At 59.1% G+C, this 25,930-nt stretch carries 24 protein-coding genes; 10 read left to right on the top strand and 14 right to left on the bottom strand.

Annotation, left to right across the window (positions count from 1 at the left end; translation table 11 throughout):
* Nucleotides 1-145: 145 nt before the first annotated feature.
* Genes N0Q91_RS21660 through N0Q91_RS21650 form a run of 3 tightly spaced genes read right to left on the bottom strand, consistent with a single transcriptional unit; the run spans nucleotide 146 to nucleotide 4,791 of the window.
* Nucleotides 146-2,386 carry a hypothetical protein gene (locus N0Q91_RS21660; protein ID WP_275598183.1) on the bottom strand — a complete coding sequence of 747 codons (2,241 nt, stop codon included), beginning with the start codon at nucleotides 2,384-2,386 and terminating at the stop codon, nucleotides 146-148.
* Between the two features lie 39 nt (nucleotides 2,387-2,425).
* Nucleotides 2,426-2,755: a hypothetical protein gene (locus tag N0Q91_RS21655; protein ID WP_275598182.1), complete on the bottom strand. Its 330-nt coding sequence runs from the start codon at nucleotides 2,753-2,755 to the stop codon at nucleotides 2,426-2,428.
* Nucleotides 2,728-4,791, bottom strand: a complete 2,064-nt coding sequence (locus tag N0Q91_RS21650; RefSeq protein ID WP_275598181.1) for a hypothetical protein — start codon at nucleotides 4,789-4,791, stop codon at nucleotides 2,728-2,730. The genes N0Q91_RS21655 and N0Q91_RS21650 overlap by 28 nt, the downstream gene beginning before the upstream one ends.
* 486 nt (nucleotides 4,792-5,277) lie before the next feature.
* On the opposite strand from N0Q91_RS21650, the gene N0Q91_RS21645 reads away from it, so the two are divergent.
* A complete protein-coding gene (locus N0Q91_RS21645) occupies nucleotides 5,278-5,481 on the top strand; it encodes a cold-shock protein (RefSeq protein ID WP_018096455.1) in 204 nt (67 codons plus the stop codon).
* A 116-nt stretch (nucleotides 5,482-5,597) separates the two neighbouring features.
* On the opposite strand, the gene N0Q91_RS21640 is transcribed toward N0Q91_RS21645, so the two are convergent.
* The gene (locus N0Q91_RS21640; protein WP_275598180.1) at nucleotides 5,598-6,470 is read right to left on the bottom strand and encodes a PhzF family protein; all 873 of its coding nucleotides are present in this window, start codon (nucleotides 6,468-6,470) and stop codon (nucleotides 5,598-5,600) included.
* A 117-nt stretch (nucleotides 6,471-6,587) separates the two neighbouring features.
* Here N0Q91_RS21640 and N0Q91_RS21635 point away from each other — a divergent pair, with 117 nt between their 5' ends.
* Complete coding sequence (locus tag N0Q91_RS21635; RefSeq protein ID WP_275598179.1) at nucleotides 6,588-7,502, top strand: LysR substrate-binding domain-containing protein; 915 nt, start codon at nucleotides 6,588-6,590, stop codon at nucleotides 7,500-7,502.
* A gap of 61 nt (nucleotides 7,503-7,563) precedes the next feature.
* Here N0Q91_RS21635 and N0Q91_RS21630 read toward each other — a convergent pair whose 3' ends face one another.
* Nucleotides 7,564-8,283 (bottom strand): fimbrial biogenesis chaperone, encoded by a 720-nt coding sequence (locus N0Q91_RS21630; RefSeq protein ID WP_102762079.1) that lies wholly within the window; start codon nucleotides 8,281-8,283, stop codon nucleotides 7,564-7,566.
* Nucleotides 8,284-8,417: 134 nt separating this feature from the next.
* Nucleotides 8,418-8,744, bottom strand: a complete 327-nt coding sequence (locus N0Q91_RS21625) for a GYD domain-containing protein (RefSeq protein WP_275598178.1) — start codon at nucleotides 8,742-8,744, stop codon at nucleotides 8,418-8,420.
* A 262-nt stretch (nucleotides 8,745-9,006) separates the two neighbouring features.
* On the opposite strand from N0Q91_RS21625, the gene N0Q91_RS21620 reads away from it, so the two are divergent.
* Nucleotides 9,007-10,086: a mechanosensitive ion channel family protein gene (locus N0Q91_RS21620; RefSeq protein WP_275598177.1), complete on the top strand. Its 1,080-nt coding sequence runs from the start codon at nucleotides 9,007-9,009 to the stop codon at nucleotides 10,084-10,086.
* A gap of 77 nt (nucleotides 10,087-10,163) precedes the next feature.
* Here N0Q91_RS21620 and ppk2 read toward each other — a convergent pair whose 3' ends face one another.
* Nucleotides 10,164-11,084 (bottom strand): polyphosphate kinase 2, encoded by a 921-nt coding sequence (gene ppk2, locus N0Q91_RS21615; protein ID WP_018096460.1) that lies wholly within the window; start codon nucleotides 11,082-11,084, stop codon nucleotides 10,164-10,166.
* 212 nt (nucleotides 11,085-11,296) lie between these two features.
* Here ppk2 and N0Q91_RS21610 point away from each other — a divergent pair, with 212 nt between their 5' ends.
* The 7 genes from N0Q91_RS21610 to N0Q91_RS21580 all read left to right on the top strand — a co-directional run bounded on the left by N0Q91_RS21610 (nucleotide 11,297) and on the right by N0Q91_RS21580 (nucleotide 18,902).
* Complete coding sequence (locus N0Q91_RS21610; protein ID WP_275598176.1) at nucleotides 11,297-12,133, top strand: alpha/beta hydrolase; 837 nt, start codon at nucleotides 11,297-11,299, stop codon at nucleotides 12,131-12,133.
* A 205-nt stretch (nucleotides 12,134-12,338) separates the two neighbouring features.
* On the top strand, nucleotides 12,339-13,766 hold the full coding sequence (locus N0Q91_RS21605) for a basic amino acid/polyamine antiporter (RefSeq protein ID WP_275598175.1): 1,428 nt from the start codon (nucleotides 12,339-12,341) through the stop codon (nucleotides 13,764-13,766).
* A gap of 324 nt (nucleotides 13,767-14,090) precedes the next feature.
* Entirely contained in the window at nucleotides 14,091-15,512 is a 1,422-nt protein-coding gene (locus N0Q91_RS21600) for a basic amino acid/polyamine antiporter (RefSeq protein ID WP_275598174.1), read from the top strand.
* A 14-nt stretch (nucleotides 15,513-15,526) separates the two neighbouring features.
* Entirely contained in the window at nucleotides 15,527-16,786 is a 1,260-nt protein-coding gene (locus N0Q91_RS21595) for an arginine deiminase (protein WP_275598173.1), read from the top strand.
* A 113-nt stretch (nucleotides 16,787-16,899) separates the two neighbouring features.
* Nucleotides 16,900-17,190, top strand: coding sequence for a YMGG-like glycine zipper-containing protein (locus N0Q91_RS21590; protein WP_102762072.1), 291 nt, complete (start codon nucleotides 16,900-16,902; stop codon nucleotides 17,188-17,190).
* A gap of 135 nt (nucleotides 17,191-17,325) precedes the next feature.
* Nucleotides 17,326-17,820, top strand: a complete 495-nt coding sequence (locus N0Q91_RS21585; protein WP_275598172.1) for a DUF1269 domain-containing protein — start codon at nucleotides 17,326-17,328, stop codon at nucleotides 17,818-17,820.
* A gap of 407 nt (nucleotides 17,821-18,227) precedes the next feature.
* A complete protein-coding gene (locus N0Q91_RS21580; protein WP_275598171.1) occupies nucleotides 18,228-18,902 on the top strand; it encodes an HdeD family acid-resistance protein in 675 nt (224 codons plus the stop codon).
* Between the two features lie 33 nt (nucleotides 18,903-18,935).
* On the opposite strand, the gene N0Q91_RS21575 is transcribed toward N0Q91_RS21580, so the two are convergent.
* The 7 genes from N0Q91_RS21575 to N0Q91_RS21545 form a co-directional block, all read right to left on the bottom strand.
* Nucleotides 18,936-19,988, bottom strand: coding sequence for an AI-2E family transporter (locus N0Q91_RS21575; protein ID WP_102762067.1), 1,053 nt, complete (start codon nucleotides 19,986-19,988; stop codon nucleotides 18,936-18,938).
* Between the two features lie 85 nt (nucleotides 19,989-20,073).
* Complete coding sequence (locus N0Q91_RS21570) at nucleotides 20,074-21,378, bottom strand: metal-dependent hydrolase family protein (RefSeq protein WP_275598170.1); 1,305 nt, start codon at nucleotides 21,376-21,378, stop codon at nucleotides 20,074-20,076.
* A gap of 369 nt (nucleotides 21,379-21,747) precedes the next feature.
* A complete protein-coding gene (locus tag N0Q91_RS21565; protein ID WP_275598169.1) occupies nucleotides 21,748-22,530 on the bottom strand; it encodes a class I SAM-dependent methyltransferase in 783 nt (260 codons plus the stop codon).
* Nucleotides 22,531-22,591: 61 nt separating this feature from the next.
* The gene (locus N0Q91_RS21560; protein ID WP_275598168.1) at nucleotides 22,592-23,398 is read right to left on the bottom strand and encodes a class I SAM-dependent methyltransferase; all 807 of its coding nucleotides are present in this window, start codon (nucleotides 23,396-23,398) and stop codon (nucleotides 22,592-22,594) included.
* Nucleotides 23,399-23,487: 89 nt separating this feature from the next.
* Nucleotides 23,488-24,018, bottom strand: coding sequence for a tetratricopeptide repeat protein (locus tag N0Q91_RS21555; RefSeq protein WP_275598167.1), 531 nt, complete (start codon nucleotides 24,016-24,018; stop codon nucleotides 23,488-23,490).
* 21 nt (nucleotides 24,019-24,039) lie between these two features.
* A complete protein-coding gene (locus N0Q91_RS21550; RefSeq protein WP_102762064.1) occupies nucleotides 24,040-24,339 on the bottom strand; it encodes a hypothetical protein in 300 nt (99 codons plus the stop codon).
* A complete protein-coding gene (locus N0Q91_RS21545) occupies nucleotides 24,336-25,736 on the bottom strand; it encodes a type II and III secretion system protein family protein (protein WP_275598166.1) in 1,401 nt (466 codons plus the stop codon). Before N0Q91_RS21545 ends, N0Q91_RS21550 begins: the two co-directional genes overlap by 4 nt.
* Nucleotides 25,737-25,930: the final 194 nt, after the last annotated feature.

Here is a 25,930-nt window from a genome sequence, read left to right as displayed (position 1 = left end):
GCTGGAACCGAGCGAGATAGCTTGCATTGAGTAACAGACCTGCCGGCGTTGCGGAGGCACGACTGTGGATCGGCTCCCCCCGGCATGTTTAAGCCAGGCAAGGCATTTGACCTCGAACTGAGTTGGCGGGTGCCGCGCACCCGCCCTATGGCACCTCTAAAAGCACTTCCTCCTTCCTCGCGAAAGGCGGAGCGAAATCCGGCTTGAGCCTGAAACCCGGCTGCGAGATCTCGTTTAAATGATCCACGACTTTCTCGACCGCCGGCAAAACGGTTTCCAGGCGCGCCGCCGAGACGATGCGCACTCTTGGCAGCAGGAGCCTGCTGTCGGCGCGAAGGGCGTCGCTCAGTTCGTCCTTCTTGGGTCGAATCTGCTGCTCGTAGCTGTCTTCAACTCTATCCAATGCTTCGTTCAGCCCCTTCATATATGCCTGCTTGTGCTTTTCATATTCTTTGTCACTGATCTTGGTACTGGTCAGAACGCTCGCCCAGCTCTCCCAAATGGCGAAGCACTCCGTGTTCCAGAACCGGAGCACATGCCTGTTGTACCACTCACGCTCCAGCTCTGAGAGCCGTAAGTAGCGAACGTCGAACTGGTACTGCGGAGCGTTGCTCGCACCAACCAGACGCGTGAACAGTTGTGACGGTACAACCTTCTTTTGATACGAGTTCCAGATGGTGTGCGTCGTAACAGGCTCTCCAGCCTCAAGGATCGGAATCGAGCTGATCGGCATATCGAGATCGCTGCTGAAACCATTTGCCGTGAGATCCTCGTGGAACTTGAGCGTAGCATCGTTGGGATCCGAGGGGTCGCTCTCGTGAGGCTGCCGCTCCCACGCAGTCCTGATGCTGCTCAATTCATCGTTGTCGGTCACCGAGGCGTACTCGTTATGTTGTACGACCACCCCGAAATTGCCGGTTTGAATCAGCATTCCGACGTGAAGCGGCAGACGCACCCAACGCGCACGAATCGGACCGGCAAGCTCCGCATGTACCCCGTTGATCCGATTCAAGACTGACAACAAAATGTAAGCTGATCTCACAGCATGAACACCGCAGTCCTGAAGCAATCGGCCGATGAGGTTCCGCGGGAACGTATGTGTCAGATAGTTCGGCGGACCTTCAGTCAGATTTAGTCTGGAGTGAGTCGTTACTTGCCCGAAATACACGCTGGCCATGTCGACGGTCGCACGCCAAGCATTGACGCCTGCCTTGCTCTTGTCCACTGCCGTCGGGGCTTGGCGCGTGAACTCAGCGAGTGTCTCTGCGAAGAAGCTATACAAGAACGCGATCAACTCGTCGTTTTCCACGAGCCTGAGCCTCCCGCCATGTCGACCTTTGATCAGCGCGCGGCGAAACAAGTGCGCCTGCGTCAGACGCTGGTTCGGATCCCATGTGTGTCCGTAAGTAACCAGGAAGTAAGCAAGTTGACGATCCCTCGACACCTGGATGCTGCCGATCCTTTCGCCTCGGACGTACGGCTCCTCCCTATCTTCACGGTCCAGTGAATTGAAGATCACGCTGCGAGAGTCGTGCGGTGGAAACGCGTCCAGGAAGCGGTGGGGCCTTGCGCCGCTACGTCCATAGCGGAATTCGGCCACGCGTATCATCTTGTTGAGAATCATGGTGCGGCGGTTGTTCTGAACCTTCTGCTCATCAAGCACTGTCTTGATTTTCACGTCGTTCTGAATGTCCTTTGGACTGAGAAGAATCCACAGCGACAGTTGAAGATCTTGCAACTTGCGCAGCCCGGCCGCGTCATTATTATCTCTCTCGAGTTTCACCACTGCGAGTTCGAGCATCTGCTGGAAAAGTATCTGCAAGATGCGATAGAACTGCTCTATCGTCTCCAGCAGTTGCTCAGGGAGAATCCTCTCGTAGAGGGTGGGGCCTTCTGGCAGCGCACCCATCCTGGCGGCCGGGGGCAAGTCTACCTTGGCGAAGTGTCGCATCGCACCGTCGAGGCCGTTCAAACTTCGCTGCCACTCCTTCTCGCGATTCTGTTCAGTCAAGAGCCCCACTGATCGAGGCTGCTCCTTCACGATCGTGACGATGCCGTTCCAGTTATCCGCGACTCGCTCGTTCTTAGTGCCAAACCGGGTTTGGGGCCAATTGATGAGGAGATCGAACTCTTCGAACCATCCACTCAGGAGGATGCGGGCCATTACCGCGTGAAAAAGCTCGTAAGAGATCGCATGTAGAGGATCCTCGACACCGGACAGATTGACGAGCTCCCGCGTTAATCGCGCGACAGCCGACTTGTCGTCGGCCTCGACGGCTTCGCACAGCTTTTTAAGGACGACGAGATCGCCCACGTTCGGAGGATTTCTCGCAATCGCGTCGTCCACCTCCCTGTAGAAAGTGATGGCGCTCGAGCCCTTCACCATAATCGCGCCTTCCGCACACTGCAGTCGTTGCCTTGAACTCTAGACCTTGGGCTTCCAGTTCCACTCAGTCGGCGAAACGCGTTCCCATTCGGGCAGTGTGTGACCCTTGCGCACCAGGACGGCAGTCGTCGGCAGCCGCGTTTCCCATGGAGCGCCGACCGGCACTTCGCCGAGGTTGCCTCCCGTGCGCTCTTTGATTTCATCGACAATCGGCTTGTAGAGGGGATGATCGATCGTCGGCTCGCCCTCATCGTTCCACACGTCGCCCTTTTGCATGAAATAGGAAACAGCCGCTTCGAACCCGACTCGCACCGGCACGACGACGCGCGCATAGCCTGCCTTCAGGAACTCCTCGAGCTCGGGATCCATGTTCCGTGCGCGGAATCGGTCGGCCCATCCCCCGGTCGTGCCCAGAAATATGGGTAGAACACGTATTGGATCTGATCCCACTCGAAGGCGTGCTCAAAGAAGCGAACCATCGCTCCGTCGGCTTTGGCATCCTCGATGTGGAAGAGTGGAGGGTATACCGAGCCGCCAGTGGTGTGCGCGGTGCTCAACAAGCCGGCGTGTTCGTTGCGGATAAACGCGAGGCAATGCTTCTTCAACTCCGTCCGGATAATTCGTTCGTTGACGGACGGGGGATTCCCGAACTCGAATGCGAGTCCCTTTTCCGCTTCATTCTTCTGTTTCAGTGTCTCGACTTCTTGCTGATACCCAAGCAAGACATTGGAGTACGCCTCGGCGATCATGTCGTAGGTCGACGTGGCCCATTCGCGCAGCGCCTCAGACTTGCGCTGGAAGGTGACTTTGGTGTGCACGCTGTAGTTCGCGGTCTCGTGCGCGAAAATGTGGATGTATAGCTTGTCGTCGTCGGCGTAAATTCCGCCGTCGCTCGGGAACAGCGTTACCCGGTTGGCGTTGGGCCGATAGAAGCGAAGGTCGCCTTCTTCAACATCGATCCGCTCGCCTTGTGCAGCCGGACGCCAGTAATCGTGCTCGTTGCCGACACTGAGCGAGAAGTGAGGGTCCTCGTCCGTGACCCCCATTACCGTCGTCAACGCCCAGACGGGCCGGTAGCCCTTTGGAATCTGGACCTCGATTTGATTGCGGCTGCGAGGCTGATCCTCCTCTGAGTCGTTGCCCATGCCTTGGGCGACGCTCGCACTCCTCACGAGAAAAATCGGCGGTGGCGCCTTGAGTCCCCTTGTGCCGTAACGGGCGCCAAGGCGCAGATAGTTGCCCTCATCGATGTGGCTCGCGTCCGGTGCTTCGACCTCCAATCTGATCGGCGGAATCGGCAACTCCGGATCTGGCTGCGGCATCTGCTCGAGGTGCCACAGGTACGACGCAGGCTCTGGAATCATGAAGTCGAACATCTGGCGCAGGCCATAGTTGAACACCTGCGACTCATAGATCTTGTCGACGAACTGATAGATGCCGGCACTATGCTCGCCGCTCTCATTGGTGAGGCGATGCTCGTTGACTTCTTCGACCTCGCGCAGGATGGTGAGTCGCCGTTCTTCGCGAACGCGCTCGACAATGCGTTCCTTGGAGCGCTCGACGACGTCTTTGGCATAGGTGACGGAATTCTTAAGGCCATTTTCCTCGCTGGTCTGATTACTGACATCGAGCTTGCTTTCGAACTCGACCGTCGGGCCGTACTTGCCGGAGAGTGAGAGCCCGAAGCCGACCTTCTGATCGGCCTTCTGTGTCCGCGTGGTTTCACGATTGAGCTCGAAGCGCTCGGTGGTCTGCAGCTCCGTCTCTTTTTCGTGCTCCTGTTCCTTGAGGGCGCTGATCATCTCTTCGGTTCGGTTGAGCTGGCGGTGCGTACGGAGCTTGGATTCGCCGTTGAGAACGTTTTCGATGTGCGCGATTTCGCCGGCTTCGTAGCGTTTGATTTGCTGCTTCACCACCAGCAGATCGGCTACACCGACCGCGCGCAGTTCGGCAGGACCGGGACTCGGGGCAGGCGGATGCCCGGGCAGATCCGTCGGTTGAGGCGGCGTCAGAGCGCCATCGATCGCGGCGACAAGCTCGCCGATGTGGGTGCCCGCCGAAGACAGACCGAGCTTTTCCAGCGTCGACTTCGTCCTCGGAGACAGACGATCGATGGCACTGGCCTGCAACGTGAACAGACCGCGGTCAACCGACAGGTTGAGATCGCGGAGCGGATCGAGCTTTTCGAATTCGCGCTTGGCGCTCACCAGATCTCTGGACTCGCGTACCGGATCGAACGTCGGCAAGCCGATGGGTGGCTTTGGCCGTACGGAGGTCGGCGCAGGCGTGTGGATGGTCGGCGCCGATGTTGTCGGCGACTCGCCGGACTGAGGGCGTCGGAGTCGAGTTTTCGCGGCACGAAGATGCGTGAAGCGAAACAAACTGTTGTCAGCGCTGCTGGCCATCGCACGAACACTCCTTTTTCAAGCGAGTTCTGCACCTGAGCTGATTGCCTACTTCGAGTAGCCGACAAGACCCGGACTGCACCCGCAATCGCGTTGTGTCCCGCAAGCTATAGTTCGTGGCTACTATGACAGGATGTCAAAGGCCGATCGCCAACGCATACTGGCGTTTCTGCCCGGGCGCCTGGTCGGTGACATTCCCTTTTCTTAGCATCGCTTCTCGTATCGGCGCTGTTTCCGACGGAACAACGCGCAGCCAGCCGTGCGAGCCTTGCGCACCGCTCCGGCCCTTGAGCGGCAAAGTAACGGTAACGCGCAACTTCGCCGACGCTCGGAGGGCCATCACGTCTACCTCCGCGGGATTTTTCTCCATTTCGTGATGTAGTCACATGTGAAAACGATCAGAACGGCTGCTGACGTTGATCGGAAAGCATTCGCGCTGTAGGTTCGGCACGCGAGCCAAAAGTGCGCGAGCAAGGAGGGACTATCATGCCTACAGGTACTGTTAAATTTTTCAACGACGACAAGGGATTTGGCTTCATCACGCCTGAGGATGGCGGAACGGACGTCTTCGTTCACGTGTCTGCCTTGCAGCACGGCGGTTCGCTGAAAGAGGGTGACAAGGTCAGCTACGAGGTCGGTCAAGATCGCAAGACCGGAAAGTCGAAGGCGGAAAACGTCTCCGTGCTTTGACGGCAGACTTCCGGCAGGTTCAGAGCGCCTCCGTGTTTCATTGAAACGCGGAGGCGCTCTGTCGATGACGCTTCGCCGTGTCCGGGAAACCGCTGCACACTTTTCCTGGAAGTGCTCTAAAGCCGGATCACTCCTTTGACCACGACGATCCCGGCGCCGGAGAGTTCCGGCACGGGAGCAAGCCGGACACGCAGAATGCTCCGGCGGCCCATTTTGGTGCCCTGCTCGATGACCAGTTCGTCGTTCGTAAGGTTTCCCGTGGCGGCAAGATAGGCCGCCAGGGGGCCAGCCGCGGTTCCCGTCGCAGCATCCTCCCAGAGACCAACGGAGGGGTTGAAAAACCGAGCGTAAGCCGTATCCGGCGCATCGGCGTCGAGTGCATAGATATAGCAGCCCTCCGCAGGCGTCTTCTCGAGAACGGCGAGCAATTTGTCGGCCATCGGCCGCGCTCTGTCTACGGTATCCGCATTCAGGACGCGCACCATAAGGTGCGTGGCTCCGGTATCGGCCGGACGTGCAGGCGGGTCGGGCAAAATGTCTCTGGGATCTAGGCCGAGAGCGTCAGCCAGAGGTGCGACGTCATCGAGCGGGTCCGACAGGCTCAAAGGCATCTGGCGCATGCGGCCATGGATGCGACCGCCGACCGACTCGAGCTCGATCGGCAGAACATCTCTGCCGATCTCCTGCTGAAAGGTTCGGGCCGCGGTCAGCGAACCAAGATCGCCATTCTCCCCGAGCCAGAGCCAGGCCCCAAGGGCATTGTGACCCGCACCGAACACCTCTGCACCGCTCGCAGTGAACGATCGCAACTTCCAGTCCGCCCGTGTGCTCCGCATGAGGAATGTGGTCTCGGCTTGATTGAATTCGCGCGCGATCCGTCGCATCTGGTCGTCGGTCAGGTCGTCGGCGTCCTGTACCACGGCCAGCGGATTGCCCGACAGCGGCACATCCGCAAATACATCGATGAGACCTGCGATCAATTCAACCATTTTGTACCCCGACTTGAATGAGCTAAATTTAGTGTAGCGTAGCTTTCATCACTGTAGCTTTTTCTTATTGAAGGATAAAAATCGAAATCCTCAGCTCTAAGATGAACTGGATTCAGCATGCAACGTTTGCGCCTGCCTCCCTTGTCCGCACTTCGCGCCTTTGAAGCCGCCGCGCGCCGCGCCAGCTTCAAGGCCGCAGCCGAAGAGCTTTTGGTCACGCCTACGGCAATCAGCCATCAGGTCAAACAGCTCGAAGCTTATATGGGCCTGCGCGTACTGGACCGGACGCCCAGAGCCGTGACGCTGACGCCGCCGGGTAGGGCGCTTTACGAGGCGACGGCCTCCGGTTTTGGCGAAATCGAACGGGCCGTCGCACGACTGCTGGCAGAATCGGCGCCGACAACAGTCACCCTGACGTCGACGACAGCATTTCTGAGTCACTGGCTGGTGCCGCGAATGGATGCGCTGCGCCAAGCCCTTCCGACGATCGACCTGCGGTTGCACACGTCGAACACGATTGAGGACTTGCGCGCCGGGGGCATCGAGACCGCGATACGTTACGGGCGTGGTCCATTCGCCGGCGCAGCCAGCACGCAACTTTGCAGCGATGTGATGACGCCGGTTTGCAGCCCAGGACTCGGTCTGTCGCAACTTGAGGACCTGCGGCGCGTCACGCTGATCCACATCGACGGGCGAAGTCGCCCGACGTCGAAACCCGACTGGAATCGCTGGTGTGAACAGACCGGCATCGCCGACCTCGATACTAGTGCCGGCCCCCGATTTCCCGATAGCATGCTGGCCGTCCAGGCGGCCATTGCCGGCCAGGGCGTGGTCATCGCCAGTCGAGTCCTTGTCGCCGATGCACTTGCTGCTGGTTTGCTGGAAGCCCCATTCTCGCAAACACTTGCCGGCGACGCCTATCATTTTGCCTCCGCCCTGGGGCTGGAACAGCGCAATGACATCGCAGCACTTCGGACGTGGTTTCAGAACTGCTTTTCCGCGCTCATCCTGAGCCCAGACCGGTTACCGTGAGCCTCGCGGCTCGTCCTTGACCGCTGCCGCGGATCGAGATGAACAAGCTCGAATCAAGTTCCTAGCGACCGCTGACGCCAAGCTGTGCATCGATCGCGCTGCCGTTGCTTTTCGCTGAAAGTGTCACAAGGCCGCCCGAATAACTGTCCTCCGTGCCGACTCGCCATTGCCTCGTCAGGCCCGGCAGCACATATCCGACAAACCCGTCACGTCGGGCGATGACTTCCCCGCCCTGCATCAGCTTCACATCAGACAGCCTCAGCCTCCTGGCCCCATTATTTTCAACCACGAGCATGAGCCAGCCGCGGGAGCGTGCCAGACTCCAATCAACCTCCGACGCCGAAGCTTCTGGAGTGCGGAAAAGGACTGGCAGAACGTGTTGCACGGCCACGCTTTCGGCACCCGACCTACTCCCCTTTGGATCGGGCAACTCGTCGATCAACACCCGGTAGCTCTCCTCCAAGCGTAGCGGCTCCTTGCTGACGCGTACCACACTGACGATGCGGTTGCCGTGCGGCGGCAGCCGTGCTGATGGCGGGCTTGCAACGACATCGTTGGTCGGCTTCAGTTGCTCTACTCCGCCTTCCTTACTCCAACGAAGTACCCGCACCTCGATGTCGACCGGGCGGCTCACCTGGTTTCTAAGATGCAAAACCGCCGCTCGATCCGGTGCAACACGCTCGACCGAGGTCGGAGAAATGACGAGCGAAGCAGCGTTGGCAGTCAGTGTGTACAACAAAAGCAAAACAGCTAGGCCGATGCTTTTCAGCATGGAGCACATGGCGATCTCCTGTCAGGCACTTCCGTGCATCAACGCCGTGGAACTGGCGGCACTTCAACGAGAACTTGGACGGCGAACGGAGAAGTCACGAAGCGCCACTCACCTTCAATATGGGTGGGAAGAGTGCACCACGCCTAGGCTCCAGGGGGACGATACCCAATCGACTTTGCCTTTCCAAGGGCCTCCATCGTATCCTCGACGCTGAGGAGGAGAGTGGTTTCGATAGAGCTGAGCGCGCCTCCTGCGCCGATGGCAAGGGCGACGGCCGCCATCGATACGTTATCGGGCGCCTCCCACAGATTCCAACCGTCATGCTCGCCAAAGGCGTACCAGAACCCATGGAGCTTTCCGCCGACGGATTCGATATACGAACGTGCCGCCTCACGGCGATCTTCCGGGTTTTCGATCATTCGCGCCCACGTCTCGGGCGTGTAGCTGAAGCGAGTGAGATACATGGCCATGTCAGCCTCCTCTGTCACGATAACTCAGTTAACGCCCGGTCCCCGGAGAACGCGAGTCATTTCCAACGTTCGGGATCGGCCTGCGAATAGCTCCAACCTTGCCGCCTTGGATGGCAGCTTGCGTGTCATTGCGGACTGCAGCCATCGACTCGGCCAGTGTGCTGAACATGGATGGTGCCCACTTCGGCGTTTAACGATGATATAATGGGTTGCTCGCTGCCTTAGACTGTGTGGACGGGGATGGCGACACCGGGGTGAACCCATGGAACGACGCGACAAGGAACAGGAGAACCTTTCCCGGCTCGAACGGGTCGCGCAACAGACCGCTGATCCAAAAACCATGCAACAGAAGGCGAAAAGGCCCGAGGAAAAATTTCGCTTCAGCCTTCGCAAAGAAGACGTCTGGTGGACGGTTGGCTTCGCGGCCGCTGCCTTGCTGCTTTTTGGCGTCCAAGTCCTGATCAATTGGCGCCTGGATTGGTTTGACGCGCCCTTACGCCTCCGCGTGATGAATTACGTCAAGGGCGGCCTTCTCATTTTTATTATGCTGACCGTTTCGAACCTCATTGAAGTCTTTCTCATTGGCCGAATTCCCAACCGTGTCTCGCGTTTCAACCTGAAACGTATTTTTCGATTGGTCGTCGTGGTCGCCATCGTCTTCGTGGCGATTTCGGTCTTATTCGTAAACTGGTACGCCGCGGTCGTTTCGCTCGGCCTGATTTCACTCATTCTCGGCTTTGCGCTGCAAATGCCGATCTCCAGTTTCATCGCGTGGATTTATATCCTGGCCAGGGCGCCATATCGCGTCGGCGACCGAATTCGCATCGGCGATGCCCATGGCGATGTCATTGATGTCAGCTATCTCGATACGACGCTGTGGGAATTCGGCGGCGAGTACCTCTGGACCGATCATCCGAGCGGACGCATCATCAAGTTTCCGAACTCCACCGTGTTCGAGACGCCGGTCTTCAACTATTCCTGGCCGCTGTTTCCCTACGTCTGGAACGAAATCAAGTTCCAGCTCGCCTATGAAAGCGATCTGGAGTTCGTGGCGCTGACCATGAGAGAGGTCGTGGAAGAGCAGGTCGGCGACATCATGAGCCAGAAGGTGAAGATCTATAAGCGCATCCTCTCGAATACGCCGGTGGACGAACTCGAGGTGAAGGAGCATCCCGTGGTTCATTTTCGCGTCAGCGAAAACACCTGGCTCGAGGCCATCGTGCGTTATCTCGTGCCGCCGAAGGAAGCGGGGCGCACCAAAACACGCCTGATCAAGGAAATGCTGGCGCGAATGAACGCAGAACCCGATCGCGTACTGTTTCCGAAGAGCAATTTGCGGTGAATTTCCCCACGCCGGGTTTGCGACCATCCCCGCCGTGACGACTCGCCGGATGTTTTCGCGCCTTTGTATCCGAGATGTCAGTATTTCGCGGGAACATAAAGCTCCGGAGGCAGGACCTTCCGCTCGTAGTTGGGATTGAAAATGCGCTCCGGCAAGGTGATATCCTCGTGCGGCACATCCTCATAAGGGATTTGCTTCAAGAGATGGTCGATGCAGTTGAGCCGCGCCCGCTTCTTGTCGTTGGCCTCGACGATGTGCCATGGCGCTTCGCGAATGTTGGTACGGGCGAAGGTCTCTTCCTTGGCCTTGGTATAGGCTTCCCAACGCACGCGCGATTGCAGGTCCATCGGCGAGAGCTTCCACTGTTTCAGCGGGTCGTGGATGCGCGTCAGAAAGCGCAGTTGTTGTTCCTCGTCGGTGATCGAGAACCAATATTTGACCAGCCGAACGCCGGAGCGCACCAGCATGCGTTCGAATTCCGGCACGTCGTCGAAGAACTGCTCGACCTCCTCCTCGGTCGCAAAGCCCATGACGCGTTCGACGCCGCAGCGGTTGTACCAGGAGCGGTCGAAGAGGACGATTTCGCCGCCGGCCGGAAGATGTGGCACATAACGCTGGAAATACCATTGAGTCTTCTCGCGATCGGACGGCGCCGGCAGTGCCACCGTTCTCACGATGCGCGGATTGAGTCGCTGGGTGATGCGCTTGATGACGCCGCCCTTTCCAGCCGCGTCGCGTCCCTCGAAGATTACGACGACCTTCTCCTTGTGGTAGACGACCCAGTCCTGCAGCCTGATTAGCTCCGCCTGCAACGCCAGGAGCGCGCGGAAATAGTCCATGCGGGGAAGCGTCGGAGGGTGCGCTTTACGGTAAATCTTGCGTATTTCCTCGGATAAGGCCGGCTCTGAAAGCTCGAGCTCGTAATCCTCGTCGATTGTGTCAGCAAGTTCCGCTTCGAGCCAATCGATGCGTTCTACCTCGTCTTTTGACTTACTCATGTCACGCCTCCGCAGTTCACGCCAACAGCTGATCGCAAGAATGGCTTATTCCATGTCGGAGTGAAGGAAATTTTACATTCCCCAGGACGCATGCCGCCGGCGTAAGCAGGGTCGAGACTCACCGGCGACACAAGAACGTTGTGATGGCAGGTCCCATTTGGGCATACTAACCCGACGATCTCAATGGAGCGGACGAGCAGCGGGCATGAACTGTGAATGCCACTAAACTCCTGCTGATCTTGCCGCTATTGGCGGCTTTCGCATACATCTCGCTTGTCGGCGTGACGTATCTGTCCCAGCGCGCGCTCCTTTACCCCGGTGCAAGCGCAACTTCGGCGCCGGAGCGAGCGAGCTGGGGGCAGAACGTGTACATCCAAACGAGCGATGGAGAAGCGCTTCATGGCCTCTATAGCCAGAGCGAGCCCGGCCAGCCGTCGGTGTTGTTCTTCCTCGGAAATGCCGACCGGGTCAGCAATTATGGCTTCTTCGCCCAGGCTCTTGCCGCACGCGGCATCGGCCTGCTCGCGCTTTCCTATCGCGGCTATCCGGGATCATCTGGGACGCCGAACGAGCATGGCTTATTGATTGATGGCATTGCCGCCTTCGACTGGCTTGCGGTACGTTCCGGAAACGAGATCGTCGTGCTGGGCCAGTCGCTGGGAAGCGGTGTGGCGGTCAATACGGCTGGACAACGGCCGGCAGTCGCGGTCATCCTCGTGTCTGCCTACCTGTCGGTCCTCTCGCTCGCCCAGACCTACTATCCATTCTTCCCGGTTGCGCTCCTCACCAAGGATCCCTTCCGCTCAGATCTGAAAATCGCAGAGGTGAGGCAACCGAAGCTGTTTATCCACGGCCGGCATGACACCATCATCCCATTGTCTTCAGGCGACGCTCTGTATCAAATCGCTCCCGAGCCCAAGCAGATGCTCATCTACGACGCCGGCCATAACGATCTGTGGGACGCCCGCATGGTCGACGACATCATTCGTTTTGTGGAGGCGCAAAAAGGAGACAACGCCGATCCACCGCCGCGAAGGGACCGGAACTGACGAGCCGCTAATCCGCTAGACCACCCGGGATCATTGGGTACTGGCGACAGACGCAGATTATCACAACTATCTCCAGCCGGGTCCCCTGAGGATTTTACAGCTTGAAGTTTTGAAGCAGGAGGTACAACGTTTCGGCCCTAACACGTAGGGGCAGCTCATCAGAAAGTGCTTTTAATCAGGCAACCGTAACGCAATCGGAGGCCGCATGACCAGCACTGCTCAGAAACTTTCGCTCGCTTCGCTGTCCGCGCTCGTCGTCGGTTCCATGGTGGGAGCGGGCATATTTTCACTGCCGCGCACCTTCGGCAGTGCGACTGGTCCGTTCGGAGCGATTGTGGCCTGGTGCATCGCAGGGGCGGGCATCTTCACTCTGGCTCACGTGTTCCGGGTGCTCGCGGAACGCAAGTCGGACCTCGACGCAGGCGTCTACGCGTATGCGAGCGCCGGCTTCGGCGACTATGCCGGCTTCCTTTCGGCTCTCGGCTATTGGCTGGTCGGCTGCATCGCCGATGTGTCGTACTGGGTGTTGATCAAGGCCACCCTCGGCGCGTTCTTCCCGTTCTTCGGCGACGGCAACACGATCGCGGCTGTGCTTGTCTCCTCTGTCGCGCTGTGGGGCTTCCACTTCATGATCTTGCGAGGGATCAGAGAGGCCGCGGCCATCAACACCGTCGTCACCGTGGCAAAGATCGTGCCCATTCTGATCTTCATAGTCATCCTGCTCGGTGCGTTCGAGACCGACCTCTTTCGCACCAATTTTTGGGGCGGCGCGGACATGCCCGAGGCGAGCCTTTTCGAGCAGATTCGTGCGACCATGCTGGTCACCGTTTTTGTGTTCATCGGCGTAGAGGGCGCCAGCGTCTATTCGCGCTACGCGCGCGAGCGTTCCGATGTGGGCGTGGCCACGACACTGGGGTTCGTAGTCGTATTGGGACTGATGGTGCTGGTAACCCTGCTGCCCTACGGAGTCCTGGAACGACCCGAAATCGCGGGCATGCGCCAACCATCGATGGCTTCCGTTCTGGAATCCGTCGTCGGGCCATGGGGCTCCGTCTTTGTCAGTGCCGGTTTGATCGTTTCCGTGCTCGGAGCGTATCTCGCATGGTCGCTGATCTGCGTCGAAGTGCTCTTCTGCGCCGCCAAAAACGGAGACATGCCGAGCGTACTCGCCAGGGAGAACAGCAACAAGGTTCCGGCGGCGGCTCTTTGGCTGAGCAATGGCGTGATCCAGCTCTTCCTCATTAGCACCCTGTTTTCGGAAGATGCGTTTCGATTGATGGTAAACCTGACGAGCGCAATGGTTCTGGTTCCATACCTGCTGGTGGCAGCCTATGGCTTCCTTGTCGCCAAGCGGGGCGAGACCTATGACATCAGACCTAAAGAGCGGCTCCGCGATCTGATCTTCGCGGGTGCCGCCACCGTCTACACGGCATTTATGATCTATGCCGGCGGCCTGAAGTTCCTGCTGCTTTCCGCCATTCTCTACGCGCTTGGAACGGTCCTGTTCGTCTACGCAAGGCGAGAACAGAAGAAGCCGGTGTTCGGCCCTCGGGAATGGCTCGTTTTCACAGCGGTAGTGGCCGGATGCCTAGTCGGCATCTACGGTCTCCTGACCGGCCGCATCACTATATAGATTGAGAAAAAAATAAAATGATGCAAAGCGTTAAGTGTCCCTTACCCGTATGAAGGTCACGCGCGGCAATGTAGATCGCACGTCCTTGCGTCAGGCCTTTCATCAGCAAATCGGTTCGCTCTTGCAATTTTGAGTATTACACGTTAACATTGTGATTAATTCAAGTACGCTATAATGCGGCGCCAGAAGTAGATAGCATCTTCAAAATTCCACGCCGCATGCGATATCCGTAATTTCACCTGTCAAGCAAACGATCTCCAGAGTTGTTCGCGCGTCCGCACCTCCGCAGACGCCTCTTTCATCGGCGAATCCGGGAGTAATGCGATGGCGCAGAAGCTTTCCCTGTTTGCTCTGACTGGCATGGTCGTCGGTTCCATGGTCGGCGCAGGCATCTTCTCGCTCCCGCGAACGTTTGGCGTCGCAACAGGGCCGTTCGGCGCAATCATCGCCTGGTGCATTGCAGGGGGCGGCATGTACATGCTGGCGCGCGTCTTCCAGTCGCTGGCGGAACGCAAGCCCGATCTTGACGCCGGCGTTTTCGCCTATGCCAAAGAAGGTTTTGGCGACTATCCCGGCTTTCTATCCGCCTTCGGCTACTGGATCGGCAGTTGCATCGGCAACGTGTCGTACTGGGTGCTGATCAAGTCCACGCTTGGCAATTTTTTCCCAGTCTTCGGTGACGGCAATACTGTCGTCGCAATTCTCGTCGCTTCGATCGGTATCTGGCTCTTTCACTTCATGATCTTGAGAGGCATCCAGCAGGCGGCGTTTGTCAACACCGTCGTGACCGTCGCGAAGGTCATTCCTATTATTGCCTTCATCATCATCCTGTTCTTTTTCTTCAAGCTCGACCTGTTCCGGCTCAACTTCTGGGGTGGCGAGGGGATGCCGGAGGCAACCCTCCTCCAACAAATCCAGGCAACAATGCTGGCGACGGTCTTCGTCTTCATCGGCATCGAAGGGGCGAGCAACTATTCGCGCTATGCTCAGACGGGCTCCGATATCGGAACGGCCACGATCATGGGCTTCATCGGAGTCAGCGCGCTGATGGTGCTGGTCACGCTGCTGCCCTATGCGGCCCTGACGCGCCCCGAGATCGCCGCCATGAGCCAGCCTTCGATGGCCGGAGTGCTTGCTGCCGTCGTCGGCCCCTGGGGTGCGGTTTTCATCAGCATCGGGGTGATCGTCTCGGTGCTTGGCGCCTATCTCGCCTGGTCGTTGGTGTGCGCGGAAGTGCTCTACGTGGCCGCGCGCACGGACGACATGCCCCGTCTTTTCGGCACCGAGAATCAAAACAAGGTGCCCGCAGCGGCGCTGTGGCTTACCAACATCATCGTCCAACTGTTCGTCATCAGCACCTACTGGTCGCGGGATGCGTTCGCGCTGATGCTGAACTTGACGAGCGCAATGTCGCTGATCCCCTACATGTTCGTGGCTGCCTTCGGGTTCATGCTGGCTCAACGCGCCGAGACTTACGAGGTCCGGCCGCGTGAACGCACCCGCGACCTGATCATCGCCAGCATCGCCGCCGTCTACACATTTTTCATGATTGTCGCGGGCGGCATCAAGTTCGTCCTGCTGTCGGCTCTTCTGTATGCCCCTGGCACGATCCTCTATTTCTGGGCAAGACGGGAGCGGGGCAAGCGCGTTTTCAACACATCCATCGACTGGCTGATTTTCGCGACTGCAGTCATCGGCTGCATCGCCGCGATCATCGGATTGTCCACCGGCTACCTGACGATCTGAAAAGGAGATTTGCCATGTCTTCTGAAAGCTCGACCCAGCACACTTTCGGCGTGCATTCCGAGGTCGGCCAGTTACGCAAGGTCATGGTCTGCGCGCCGGGGCGTGCTCATCAACGGCTAACGCCGAGCAATTGTGACGCCCTCCTGTTTGACGACGTCCTCTGGGTCGACAACGCCCGGCGCGATCATTTCGACTTCATGACCAAGATGCGAGACCGCGGCGTCGACGTTGTCGAGATGCACAACCTGCTGGCCCAGACCGTGGCACTTCCCGAAGCCAGGAAGTGGATACTCGATAACCAGGTCGTGCCCAACCAGGTCGGGCTTGAGCTCGTTGACGAGATCCGCAGCTACCTCGAAGGGCTGCCCGACCGGGAGCTTGCGGAAACCCTGATAGGCGGACTTTCGACCCATGAATTCCCCGAGGCTATTGGCGGCGAAATGTTGGATTTGATCCGGGACGCTGCTGGAGTCGCAGAGTATCTCCTTCCCCCGCTGCCCAACACGCTCTATACGCGTGATACCACCTGCTGGATTTACGGCGGAGTGACCCTCAACCCGCTCTACTGGCCGGCGCGTCACGAAGAGACTATTCTCGCCACTGCGATCTATAAGTTCCATCCGGATTTCGCCGGCAAGGTCAATGTCTGGTGGGGCGACCCGACCCTGGACTGGGGGCTCGCCACACTCGAGGGCGGCGACGTCATGCCGATCGGCAAAGGTAACGTGTTGATCGGCATGAGCGAGCGAACGTCGCGGCAGGCGATCAGCCAGCTCGCCGCAACCCTGTTCGGAAGAGGCGCCGCGCAGCGCGTGATCGTCGCCGCAATGCCAAAATTACGTGCGGCTATGCACCTGGACACGGTCTTCACCTTCGCCGACCGCGACTGCGTGCTTATCTACCCCGACATTGTCAACGAAATCGAGGCATTCTCCTACAGACCGGGTGAGAAGCCGGGCTCCGTCGAGCTCCACAGGGATCGTGGCTCGTTTGTCGAAACGGTGCGGGACGCCCTGGGTCTCAAGGAAATGCGCGTGGTCGAGACCGGCGGGAACGCCTATGTGCGCGAACGGACGCAATGGGACAGCGGCGCAAATCTCGTCTGCCTCTCGCCCGGCGTGGTGCTGGCCTACGACCGCAACACCTACACCAATACGCTTCTACGCAGAGCCGGCATTGAAGTGATCACCATTACGGGCGCCGAACTCGGTCGCGGACGCGGCGGTGGCCATTGCATGACCTGCCCAATTACCCGTGATGCGGTGGATTACTGACCAAGATCGGCGGTCGCTGGCCCGGAGCGCCTCTAGCCCTGCCCTGAGAATCGTCTGATCTCTCAGCCCGATAATTTTCCAGAGATTGGCGCTCTCGCACAAGGAGAAATGCCATGACCCGAAGGACGATACTCCCTCTCACGCTTGCGGTTGTGGCCGCGCTTGCCGGTGGGTGCGCCACCGAACAGAACCAACGCGGCCTGGGCGGAGCTCTGATAGGCGCCGGAACAGGCGCGGTGGCTGGCCAGTTGATTGGAGGGAACACAACGAGCACCGTCGCCGGTGCGGCTGGCGGAGCTCTGGTTGGGGCCGCGGTCGGAACTGCAACGACTCCGTCCTACAACCGTGGCAACTGCAGATACAGACAGCCCGACGGGACAATCATCATCGCAAGGTGCCGATGAAACCTGCCGCCTGGCGCGCCCTGCAACCTTATTCCCGGAAGGCCGTGAACGCCTGCGCGACCGGCACCATTGGGCATTCAGGGTGCGCGCCAGGTTGCCGCTAAGCTTCGCAACTAACGTAAATGGGAGTTAGTCATGTCCAGCCTGATTGCCATTATTTATCCCAGTGAAGACAAAGCCGAAGAAGTCCGACAGCGCCTGATTGGACTGCAGAAAGAATACTTGCTCACATTGGGCGACGCCGTGATCGCGACAAAGACTGACGCAGGCAAGGTCAAGTTGAATCAACTGATGAACCTCACTGCGGCTGGTGCCGCTTCAGGAAGCTTCTGGGGACTGCTCGTCGGTGTGCTGTTCCTCAACCCGCTGATCGGGGTGGCCGTAGGTGCGGCCTCCGGAGCAATCGGGGGCGCGCTGAGCGATGTGGGCATCAACGACGATTTCATGAAGGAACTTGCCAGAGGCCTTCAGCCCGGCAATGCGGCGCTGTTCGTGCTGGTGAAGGAGATGACTGAGGACAAGGTTCTGAAGGACATATCGCCATTTGGCGGCACCATCCTGAAAACCTCACTGGATGAAAGCAAGGAGCAACTGCTGCGGGACGCCTTGCAGAAAGCGAGCGCCGCTTAGACGCCGTTCGCGCTGGTGACGACTGAACCGGACGCGCAGAAATTGGATACTCACATGGCAGGATACGGCGAAAACTTCAACCTGATGAAAATGAAGCTAATCGGCTTCGCGAGTATCATTATTGGTTTCCTCCTCGCGGCGTCCGGCTACCGATATGGCTCGTTCGGAATCGGATTGGCAGGAGTAGTCCTTCTGCTCATCGGTATAGCTTTCATCGCGGGCCACGTCCTTCGCCGAAATGAACGGCGATAGTGCGATCTGCCGCCCGGCACTGCAGGCGCAAGGTCCGTACAGACGGTCAATCCGCCCGCGGATCGATGCGCCGACGCCTTTGAAGATTTGCCGACGATCGCACCGCTTCTCGGAGCATAGTGTTTGCAACGAGCAGCCGGAGTCACGAGGAAGCCATGGCATCTTACGACACCATGCCGGTCAATGCAGGTGGCGACCCGAGCGGCCCCCCGCCTTCTGTTCGGGTGGTCCTTGGCGGCGTCATGCTTCTGGCGGGACTGGTCGTCCTGGGGGATGTGGCGTTTGCACCAGTCGTCACTCCGGCCTTCGTCGGAACCGCCGCCATCTTGGTTGGCGTGTTCGAAATCGTATATGCCTTCTGGGCGAGACGATGGGGTGGCCTGTCATGGCAAACGCTGCTCGGATTTTTATATATCGCCCTGGGCTTGATGCTAACCGACGTCGCCGGCTCGGGCGTGATGGAAGTCCTCACGAACATGGTGGCCCGCTCAGGGCGCACACAAGACTTGCTGCAAACCTACACGGTCGGCCTGCTGTTCTTCCTCTCGGGCGCCGTCAGGATCTTGCTCAGCATTAGCCACTGGCGTGAGGCAGGATGGCCGATGATGCTGTCGGGAGCGTTCGGGGCCGGCGCGGGACTTGTCGTCCTGGCCGAGTTCCCGAAGACGGGCCTTTGGCTCCTTGCACTCTTGCTGGGGATCGATTTTCTGGCGCATGGCGTGGCTTGGCTGAGATTTGCATTTTTCCCCGGCCGGACAAAACTGGAAACAATCAGGCATCGCCACCCACCTGACTGCCGGGACGGTATCGGCGCGATCGTAATCGCTTGACCCACATAGCATGGCTCGACGATGACGACCGCATTATCCGCTGGGCGTCGAAGCGTCGGTTGCGATCTCCAGACCGAACAATTCTGAAAGCCACTTGCTGGACGGATGCTGGTTGCAGAAGGTCAGCAACGCGATCGTTATCGGCACGCCGATGAAGGCGCCGAAGATCCCCCATAAGTAACCCCACAAGAAAACGGAAAACAGGACCATGACAGGGGACATTGACAGCGCGCTGCCTGAGGCTCGTGGCTCGATATAACTGCCCACAACGAACTGAATGAGGTTCAAGCCCGTAAAGACAATCAAGACGGTCTCCACAGTCCCGAACTGGATAAGAGCAAAGAGCGTCGGGAACAGGGTGGACACAAGCGGCCCAAGAAAGGGGATGTAGTTGAGAGCGAACGCGATAAAGCCCCATTCCTCGGCGAGAGACAGCCCGACAGCGCGGGTGAAAATCCAAACCAGAAGCCCGGTGACGACACTCATCACGGTCCTGATCATCATGTAGCGGCGAATCTTCATAGCGGTTTGTTGGCTGCCACGAAGAAACCATGTACTGCCCGTCCGGTTTCGCATGGCCTCGAGCCTGCGCCCGAAAGCCTCCACCTCCATCAGCCCGAGCAGGACATAGACGAGCGCGATCAGCCAGAAACTCAAGGTGCTGTTAAGCCGGCCGCTTACGGCCTGTACAGTACGCACGATCCAGCCAACGCTGAAGTTCTCTGACCAGAGCATGCCAACCGCTACGCCGTGTTCCTCGAGCCACAGGCGAACCTGATCGTAGAGCTGCTGAAAACGCGCTGCATCCGCGATGAACCACCGGCCGACATGCCCGAATGCCCAGGCTATGAGCCAGCCGAACGCGACGATGGCGAGCACGACCAAGAGGAAGCTGATGATGAGCGCCAAGTGGCGAGGGAGCATAGCCTGCAAGCGGCACTGCGTCGGCCACACAAGCGCGATGATAAATAGCGCAAAAGCTACTGGGGCAAATATCGAACTTGCCATCGAGAGCATTGCGAGGAGGAGCAGAGTCGCTATCAGAATTTGGGTAGTGTAAATTATCTTCATTCTTGCGGCGGGCATGCACCTACCTCTCAGACGATCTCCTCAGTCCATCAGTAGCATGCGACGACAGCAGTCTTCGGTGGGGCCATCAGGCCGTCGTTGCTCACTGGGCGAGTGTGTTTTTGTAGATCATGCCGTCCTTCATGATGATCTTGAAGCTGTTGGCGGGATCGGCCACCAGGTCGATATTCTCCAGCGGATTGCCTTCGACGAGCAGGAGGTCCGCGAGCGCGCCTTCCTCGATCACGCCGAGCTTTCCCGGATAGGGGTTGCGCTGGCCCGACAGCGCCAGCAGTTCGGCATTGGTCCCCGTCGCCATAACGAGCGCTTCGGAAGGCGTGTACCAACGCACGAGTGAGGCAAGAATTGCTCCTTGTTGCCTCGCCAGTGCACGGGAGAACAGGACATCCGTGCCCCACGCGGTCTTGATCTTGTATTTCTTTGCCAGTTCGTACGTCCTGCCGATACCCGGCCACACCTCATCGGCCTTGGCACGCTCGACCGAACCCTCGCGAAGGCCTGTCCTCATCAATTCCGGAAGTGGCTGCAAGCTCAGCCAAATGTCCTTTTCGGCGATCAGCTTGGCGGTGGCCTCATCCATGAGGAAGCCGTGTTCGATGCACTTCACACCAGCAGCGATAGCCTTCCGGATCGCATCAGGGGTGAAGGCGTGCGCGGCGACGTAGGTGCCCCAATTCTCGGCGATTTCCACGGCGGCCCGCAATTCCGGCTCGGTAAAGGTGGTGACGTCGAGCGGGCTGAAGGGTGAAGACACCCCGCCGCCGGCCGTCAGCTTGATCAGAACGGCGCCTTGCATGAACTGCTCGCGGACGCGCAGACGCACCTCGTCGGGGCTGTCCACGACCATGGCACCCCCGCTCGTCTCCATCGGGGTGAGCAGGCCGCCTGTCCTCCTTGGCAGGTCGGTGAGCTGGCGGAAATCGCCATGCCCGCTGGTCACCGTGATCATGGCACCGGACGGATAGATGCGCGGTCCGGGGATGATGCCCCGGTCTATGGCCCGCTTGAGGCCGAACGCCGGCCCGCCTACGTCGCGAACGGTGGTGAAGCCGCGCATCAGCGTATCCGTCGCCTCATCGCCGGCCAGGATACTGGCGAAGCTGACGTCGCCCATTGCCTCTGCCGGGGTGGAAGCAGCCAACATCGCATGCCAGTGCGCATCGATCAGGCCCGGCATCAGCGTTCGCCCGTTGCCGGCAATGCGCTCAGCGCCTTCGGCTTCGATCGGGCTTATCGAAATCTTGGCGATTACATTGCCCTGGACCAGAACATTCGACGGCGCCGAAAGAGCAGCACTTTTTCCGTCGAAGATGTGGACGTTTTCGAAAAGCACGTCATCGGCGCTGGCGGTCGCGCAAAGTCCGAGCACGAGAGCCGCTGCAAGCATTTCTCTGCCAGAGCGCAGCAAGGTGAAAACGGGATGCGCAAGAAGGAACAACGCTGCAGGACAGGACACCGCATGCACGGCAGCCTTACATTGCGTCGACTGCTGCGATCCAGAGGATTTTTGACACATGACGATCATCCCGCTTCAGGAGGAGAGGTGGTCACGCCGCAAGGACAAGTTGTAGCTTATACAATGCAGACGTCAAGAAGCGGTGGTCTCTTTCATAGTACAGGGGTCGAAATCTTGGCACGCCAGATCGCCGAAGGAACGGGCAACCGCGCTTCGCCGTCTCACTCATTCCCAACATCGGATACCGACACAGTGTCCACTTGGCAGACCACTTGCTGATCGCAGACATTCTTGGCGTAGTCAGCCTCCACCTGGCCGGCGGGCAGTCATGATCCACGCGCGAGAGTCGAAAAATACGCCCTTCGGGGTCATATGCGCCTCAAGCAAGCCGCGCAGCCGCTGCAGTGGTTTGTCCGGCGGTTCATTTGCGGCCGCGAGAGCGTCCTGCACAAGATAAAGGCTGGTGAGTGCATCGAACGCGGCATCGACATCCGATCCATAGAAGACCGGCTCTCGCACGTCCGCAAAGTCGATCGAAGTAAAGCCGGCCGATCTCAGAAGGTCCGCGGCAACCGGAGGATCGCCAAGTGAAAACGGGTCGGCAGCACCTGCGGAAACCGCAATTGCCGGCGCCAGGGCTTGCCGGATGGCGCGCGACCACTCGTTACGCTCCCGGCTCTGCCATACCATCCACACAAGGCGCGCGCCGGGGCGCATGGCCCGGCCGATATTGGCAAATGCCGCCGCCGGATCGGCAAAGAACATCACGCCAAACCGGCTGATGCAAAGGTCGAAACTGCCGGTCGGGAATCCGTGAAATTGCGCGTCGCCCTGCTCGAACATCACATTCCGCAGACCCTCAGCGGCACTCCGTCGCCTTGCCTCCTCAAGCATCTCCGCGGAAATATCCACACCGATCGCTTCGCCTTGCGACGCGGCGCGGGCGGCCTCGCGCGTCGTCTGTCCTGCACCGCAGCCGATATCGAGCACCCGATCATCTGCGCCAAAGTCGGCAGCAACCCGCAGGTGGCGATTGTGTCGCGCCAATTCTGCGTCGTAAAAGTCGGCACGATCCAACGCCATAGCACTCCCTCTCTTTGTGAGGGCTGGTCCGGGAGTTTGATCCTCCCTCCCCTGCACCCCGTTACTCTCGTCTTCCCGTGTAAACCGACGTGGTCATGTTTCTGGTGACAACGCCTGCGAACTCGGTTTCGGCCACTTTCTCCAGTCCGCCGAGCAATCTTTCCCGCTCGTCCTCCGGCAGTGCCGTGACATTCGAGTAGGTCGCGTAGAGGCGTCGAACAGCGGACGGGTCCAGCGACAGGGTCCAGTCTATGAGCTCTGGCTCGTCGGACGTAAATCCAGCCTCCTCCAAGTCGGCCAGTCGCGCTCCGACATCGAGGCCGTATGGCGTCTGGGTCGTTCCGCCACCGGACGGGCTCGTACGATGGCCCGAGAACAGGTGTGCCGTTGCTCGATGAAATGGGTCGGGCCTGACACCGTCCCCGAACACGTTCCAAATGAGAGCGACGGTACCGCCGTCTCGCAGCAGTCGCTGTATGCGCCGCAGGCCGGGAACGGCATCAATCCAGTGAAACGCCGTCGCACTGACGACGAGATCGAAACTCTTTTCCGGAACTTTCAATTTTTCGAAGGGAGTTTCCACCACTTCGAGTTCTTCCTCGTCCAATCGATCGCGAAGAAACTTTGCTAGCCGCCTGTCTGGCTCTACAGCCAGAAGCCGTTGGGGCCGATCGTCAAGAAGGCGTTCGGTGGCCAGCCCGGTTCCGGCTCCAATCTCGAGGATGGAAATACCGCTTCGGAGTCCTGCGCGCTTTCGTAGCGCATCCCAGACGAGCTCCGGATAGGGCGGCCGGGCCGTGTGGTAATTCTGCGGGTCGAGCCCGAATGCCTCTTTGCCGAAGGAACGGGCAAGGACGTCACTGGCCATGGCGGTCACCCAGTTGCTGACCGTCGAAGCTAGCTGCGAAGGCGAAGCCGATCAACATCGCCCGACGGCGGGAGCCTGACGCTATGCCCTCAACTGCGGTCCAACAAGGCAAGATTGGCCTCGATCGTCTCGTCCCCCGGTAATGCCGCACGAGCTTCGAGCAGCAATTTGCGGGCTTTTGCCTTCTCGCCTCGGAGATAGTGCGAGTAGCCCATGTTGTTGACGATGCGTGGCTGGCGCCCGGCCACCTTGAGCAATTGGCTATAGGCGCGGTCCGCCAGATCGAACCGGCCGAGGCGGTCATAGCAGGCCGCCAATCCCATCAGCGCCTCGGCGTTGTCCTGCCGCAGCTCTACCGCCTTTCGAAAGTGCTTCTCGGCGAGCCCATAATTGCCGTTCATGAATTGAAGCTTGCCCTGATCGAGATCGGACTTGCTCACGTCTCCGGATGACATCAGAGCGGATGTCGGGTCAAATTCGGCACCCGACAACACCTCCGACGTCTGACAGCTCGAAAGAAGCACAGCGGCGACGATCGCCATGGCCAGTTCCGTGGTCCGGCGTTCTCCTCCCGGACGGCCCAGCACACTGCGGCCGGACTCGCCTATTCTCATCTCCATTCGCTGATCGCCGCCCTCTTGCTACTGCGTCGTGGTGTCGTTCGGATAAGGCTCACCATTTCCCCCGTTCGTCCCGTTTTGCTCCGCGTCCTGCGGCTTATATTGTTCCAGGTCGGCCGGCGTGACCAAGCTGGTCTGCTTGACCCTTGGCGGCCACGGATCGACCATCTGCATCGCGCTATTGGCCGCGATTGCATCGCCTGCGGACAGGGCTATCGTTTCGCTGCGGACGAATTCGTAGCTCTGGCACCCGGAAAGCAGGATCGACGCAAGAAAAAGAAAGCCGTGAAAGCCTTTAGGCCTGCTGCTTCTGCGGATCATTGGAGCTCCAGAAAATGGCCGGAACTCGGTGCGCGGACGACACGCGCCTGCCTCGACGCAGACCGGCCCCTGCCGTTGACCTCCACTTCATCGATATTGCCGAGAAAGAATTCAGATTCGGTCGGTCGTTTCGTTCGATCCGACGGGCTGGCGACCTTCTTGAGGGGATCGATCGGTTTGACGAGATGAGGCGTGACGATGATCACGAGATCGGTCTCGCGGCGCTGGTAAGCTTTGGACGAAAACAACGCGCCGAGAATGGGAAGTTGCCCGAGGCCCGGCACGCGCTGGGTGATGAGATTGTTCTCGCTCTGCAGGAGGCCGGCGATCATGAAGCTCTGGCCGCTCTTGAGATCGACGGACGTCCGGGCACGGCGGACGGAGAAGCCCGGGATCGCGATATTTCCCACCCGGTAGGAGGCGGTGTTATCGATCGCCGATACCTCCGGCTCGATGTCGAGGGAGATAAGGCCATCGCTGAGCACGGTCGGCGTGAAATCCAGACCGACACCGAACTTCTTATAGCTGACGGTAATGGTTCCGTCCTGCTCCGAGATGGGGATAGGGAATTCGCCGCCGGCCAGAAAGCTTGAGGTCTCACCGGAACGCGCTATCAGGTTCGGCTCGGCGAGGCGCCGGGCCATACCCCTGTCTTCGAGCGCATCGATCGCCACATCGACCGAGTAGCCCTCTCCGATGAGGCTGCCGATAAGCGAGCCGGCCGGCGTATTGGATGTCGCGCGCGGGGAGGAGTTGAACTCGACACTCCCGTTCGACCAGGCATAGGCGGCACTGATCTGGGTTCCAAGCTCCTTGCCGACGTCGCGGTTGATCTCCACGAATCTGACATTCAGCTGTACCTGTTGGGACGACGTGATCTTAATGGAATTGATGACCTCCTCGTCGCCGGCAAAGCGCGATGCGATCTGCTCAGCCTGGGTAGCCGCAACCGCGTCCGTGGCAGAGCCGGAAAGAACGATCCTTCCGTTCGCCGAGGTTACCTTTACGCTCGAGCCCGGCACCGACTGTCGGATCGTCGAGGACAGCAATTTCGTATCGAGCGTCACCTCTATGTCGATAATGCCGACCGGATTCTTTTCCGCATCGAAAATGGTGAGGCTTGTCGAGCCCAGTTCATTGCCGAGAATATAGAAGGAACGATCGGTCAGAGGGGTTACGGTCGCAATCTCCGGATCCCCGATGACGATCTCATCGAATCGCTGCACGGCCCTGATCGTGACCGTCTTGCCCTTCGCAACCTTGATCGACCGGGAAAAATTCGACGAGATTTCGACCGAATCGCCGTTTGCCGAGGCCGGGGGACTGGCGCCAATGCCCGTACACAGAGCCACAACGAAGCAGAAGAACGCAAAAAGGGAGCCTCTTGACCTTGTCATGGTTCCTGTGTTCCTCCACGACACTCGGCACAATGTCGCACTTTCGTGACGCTACGTGTTGGCCGTAACCGCCGGGAGTGTTTCGAGAACCTGCCCCAAGGTCAACCAAGAATCCCCCAACCCACAATAAACACCCAGGAATTTTAAATAAAACCGGCAATTTTTAGTGGCCCGCGTAGCCTGTATTCTCAGGT

This window comes from Sinorhizobium prairiense (assembly GCF_029201645.2).
Taxonomy (GTDB): Bacteria; Pseudomonadota; Alphaproteobacteria; order Rhizobiales; family Rhizobiaceae; genus Sinorhizobium; species Sinorhizobium meliloti_A.
Note: the sequence above shows the minus strand (reverse complement) of the source record. Positions and strands in the feature narration are given on the sequence as shown.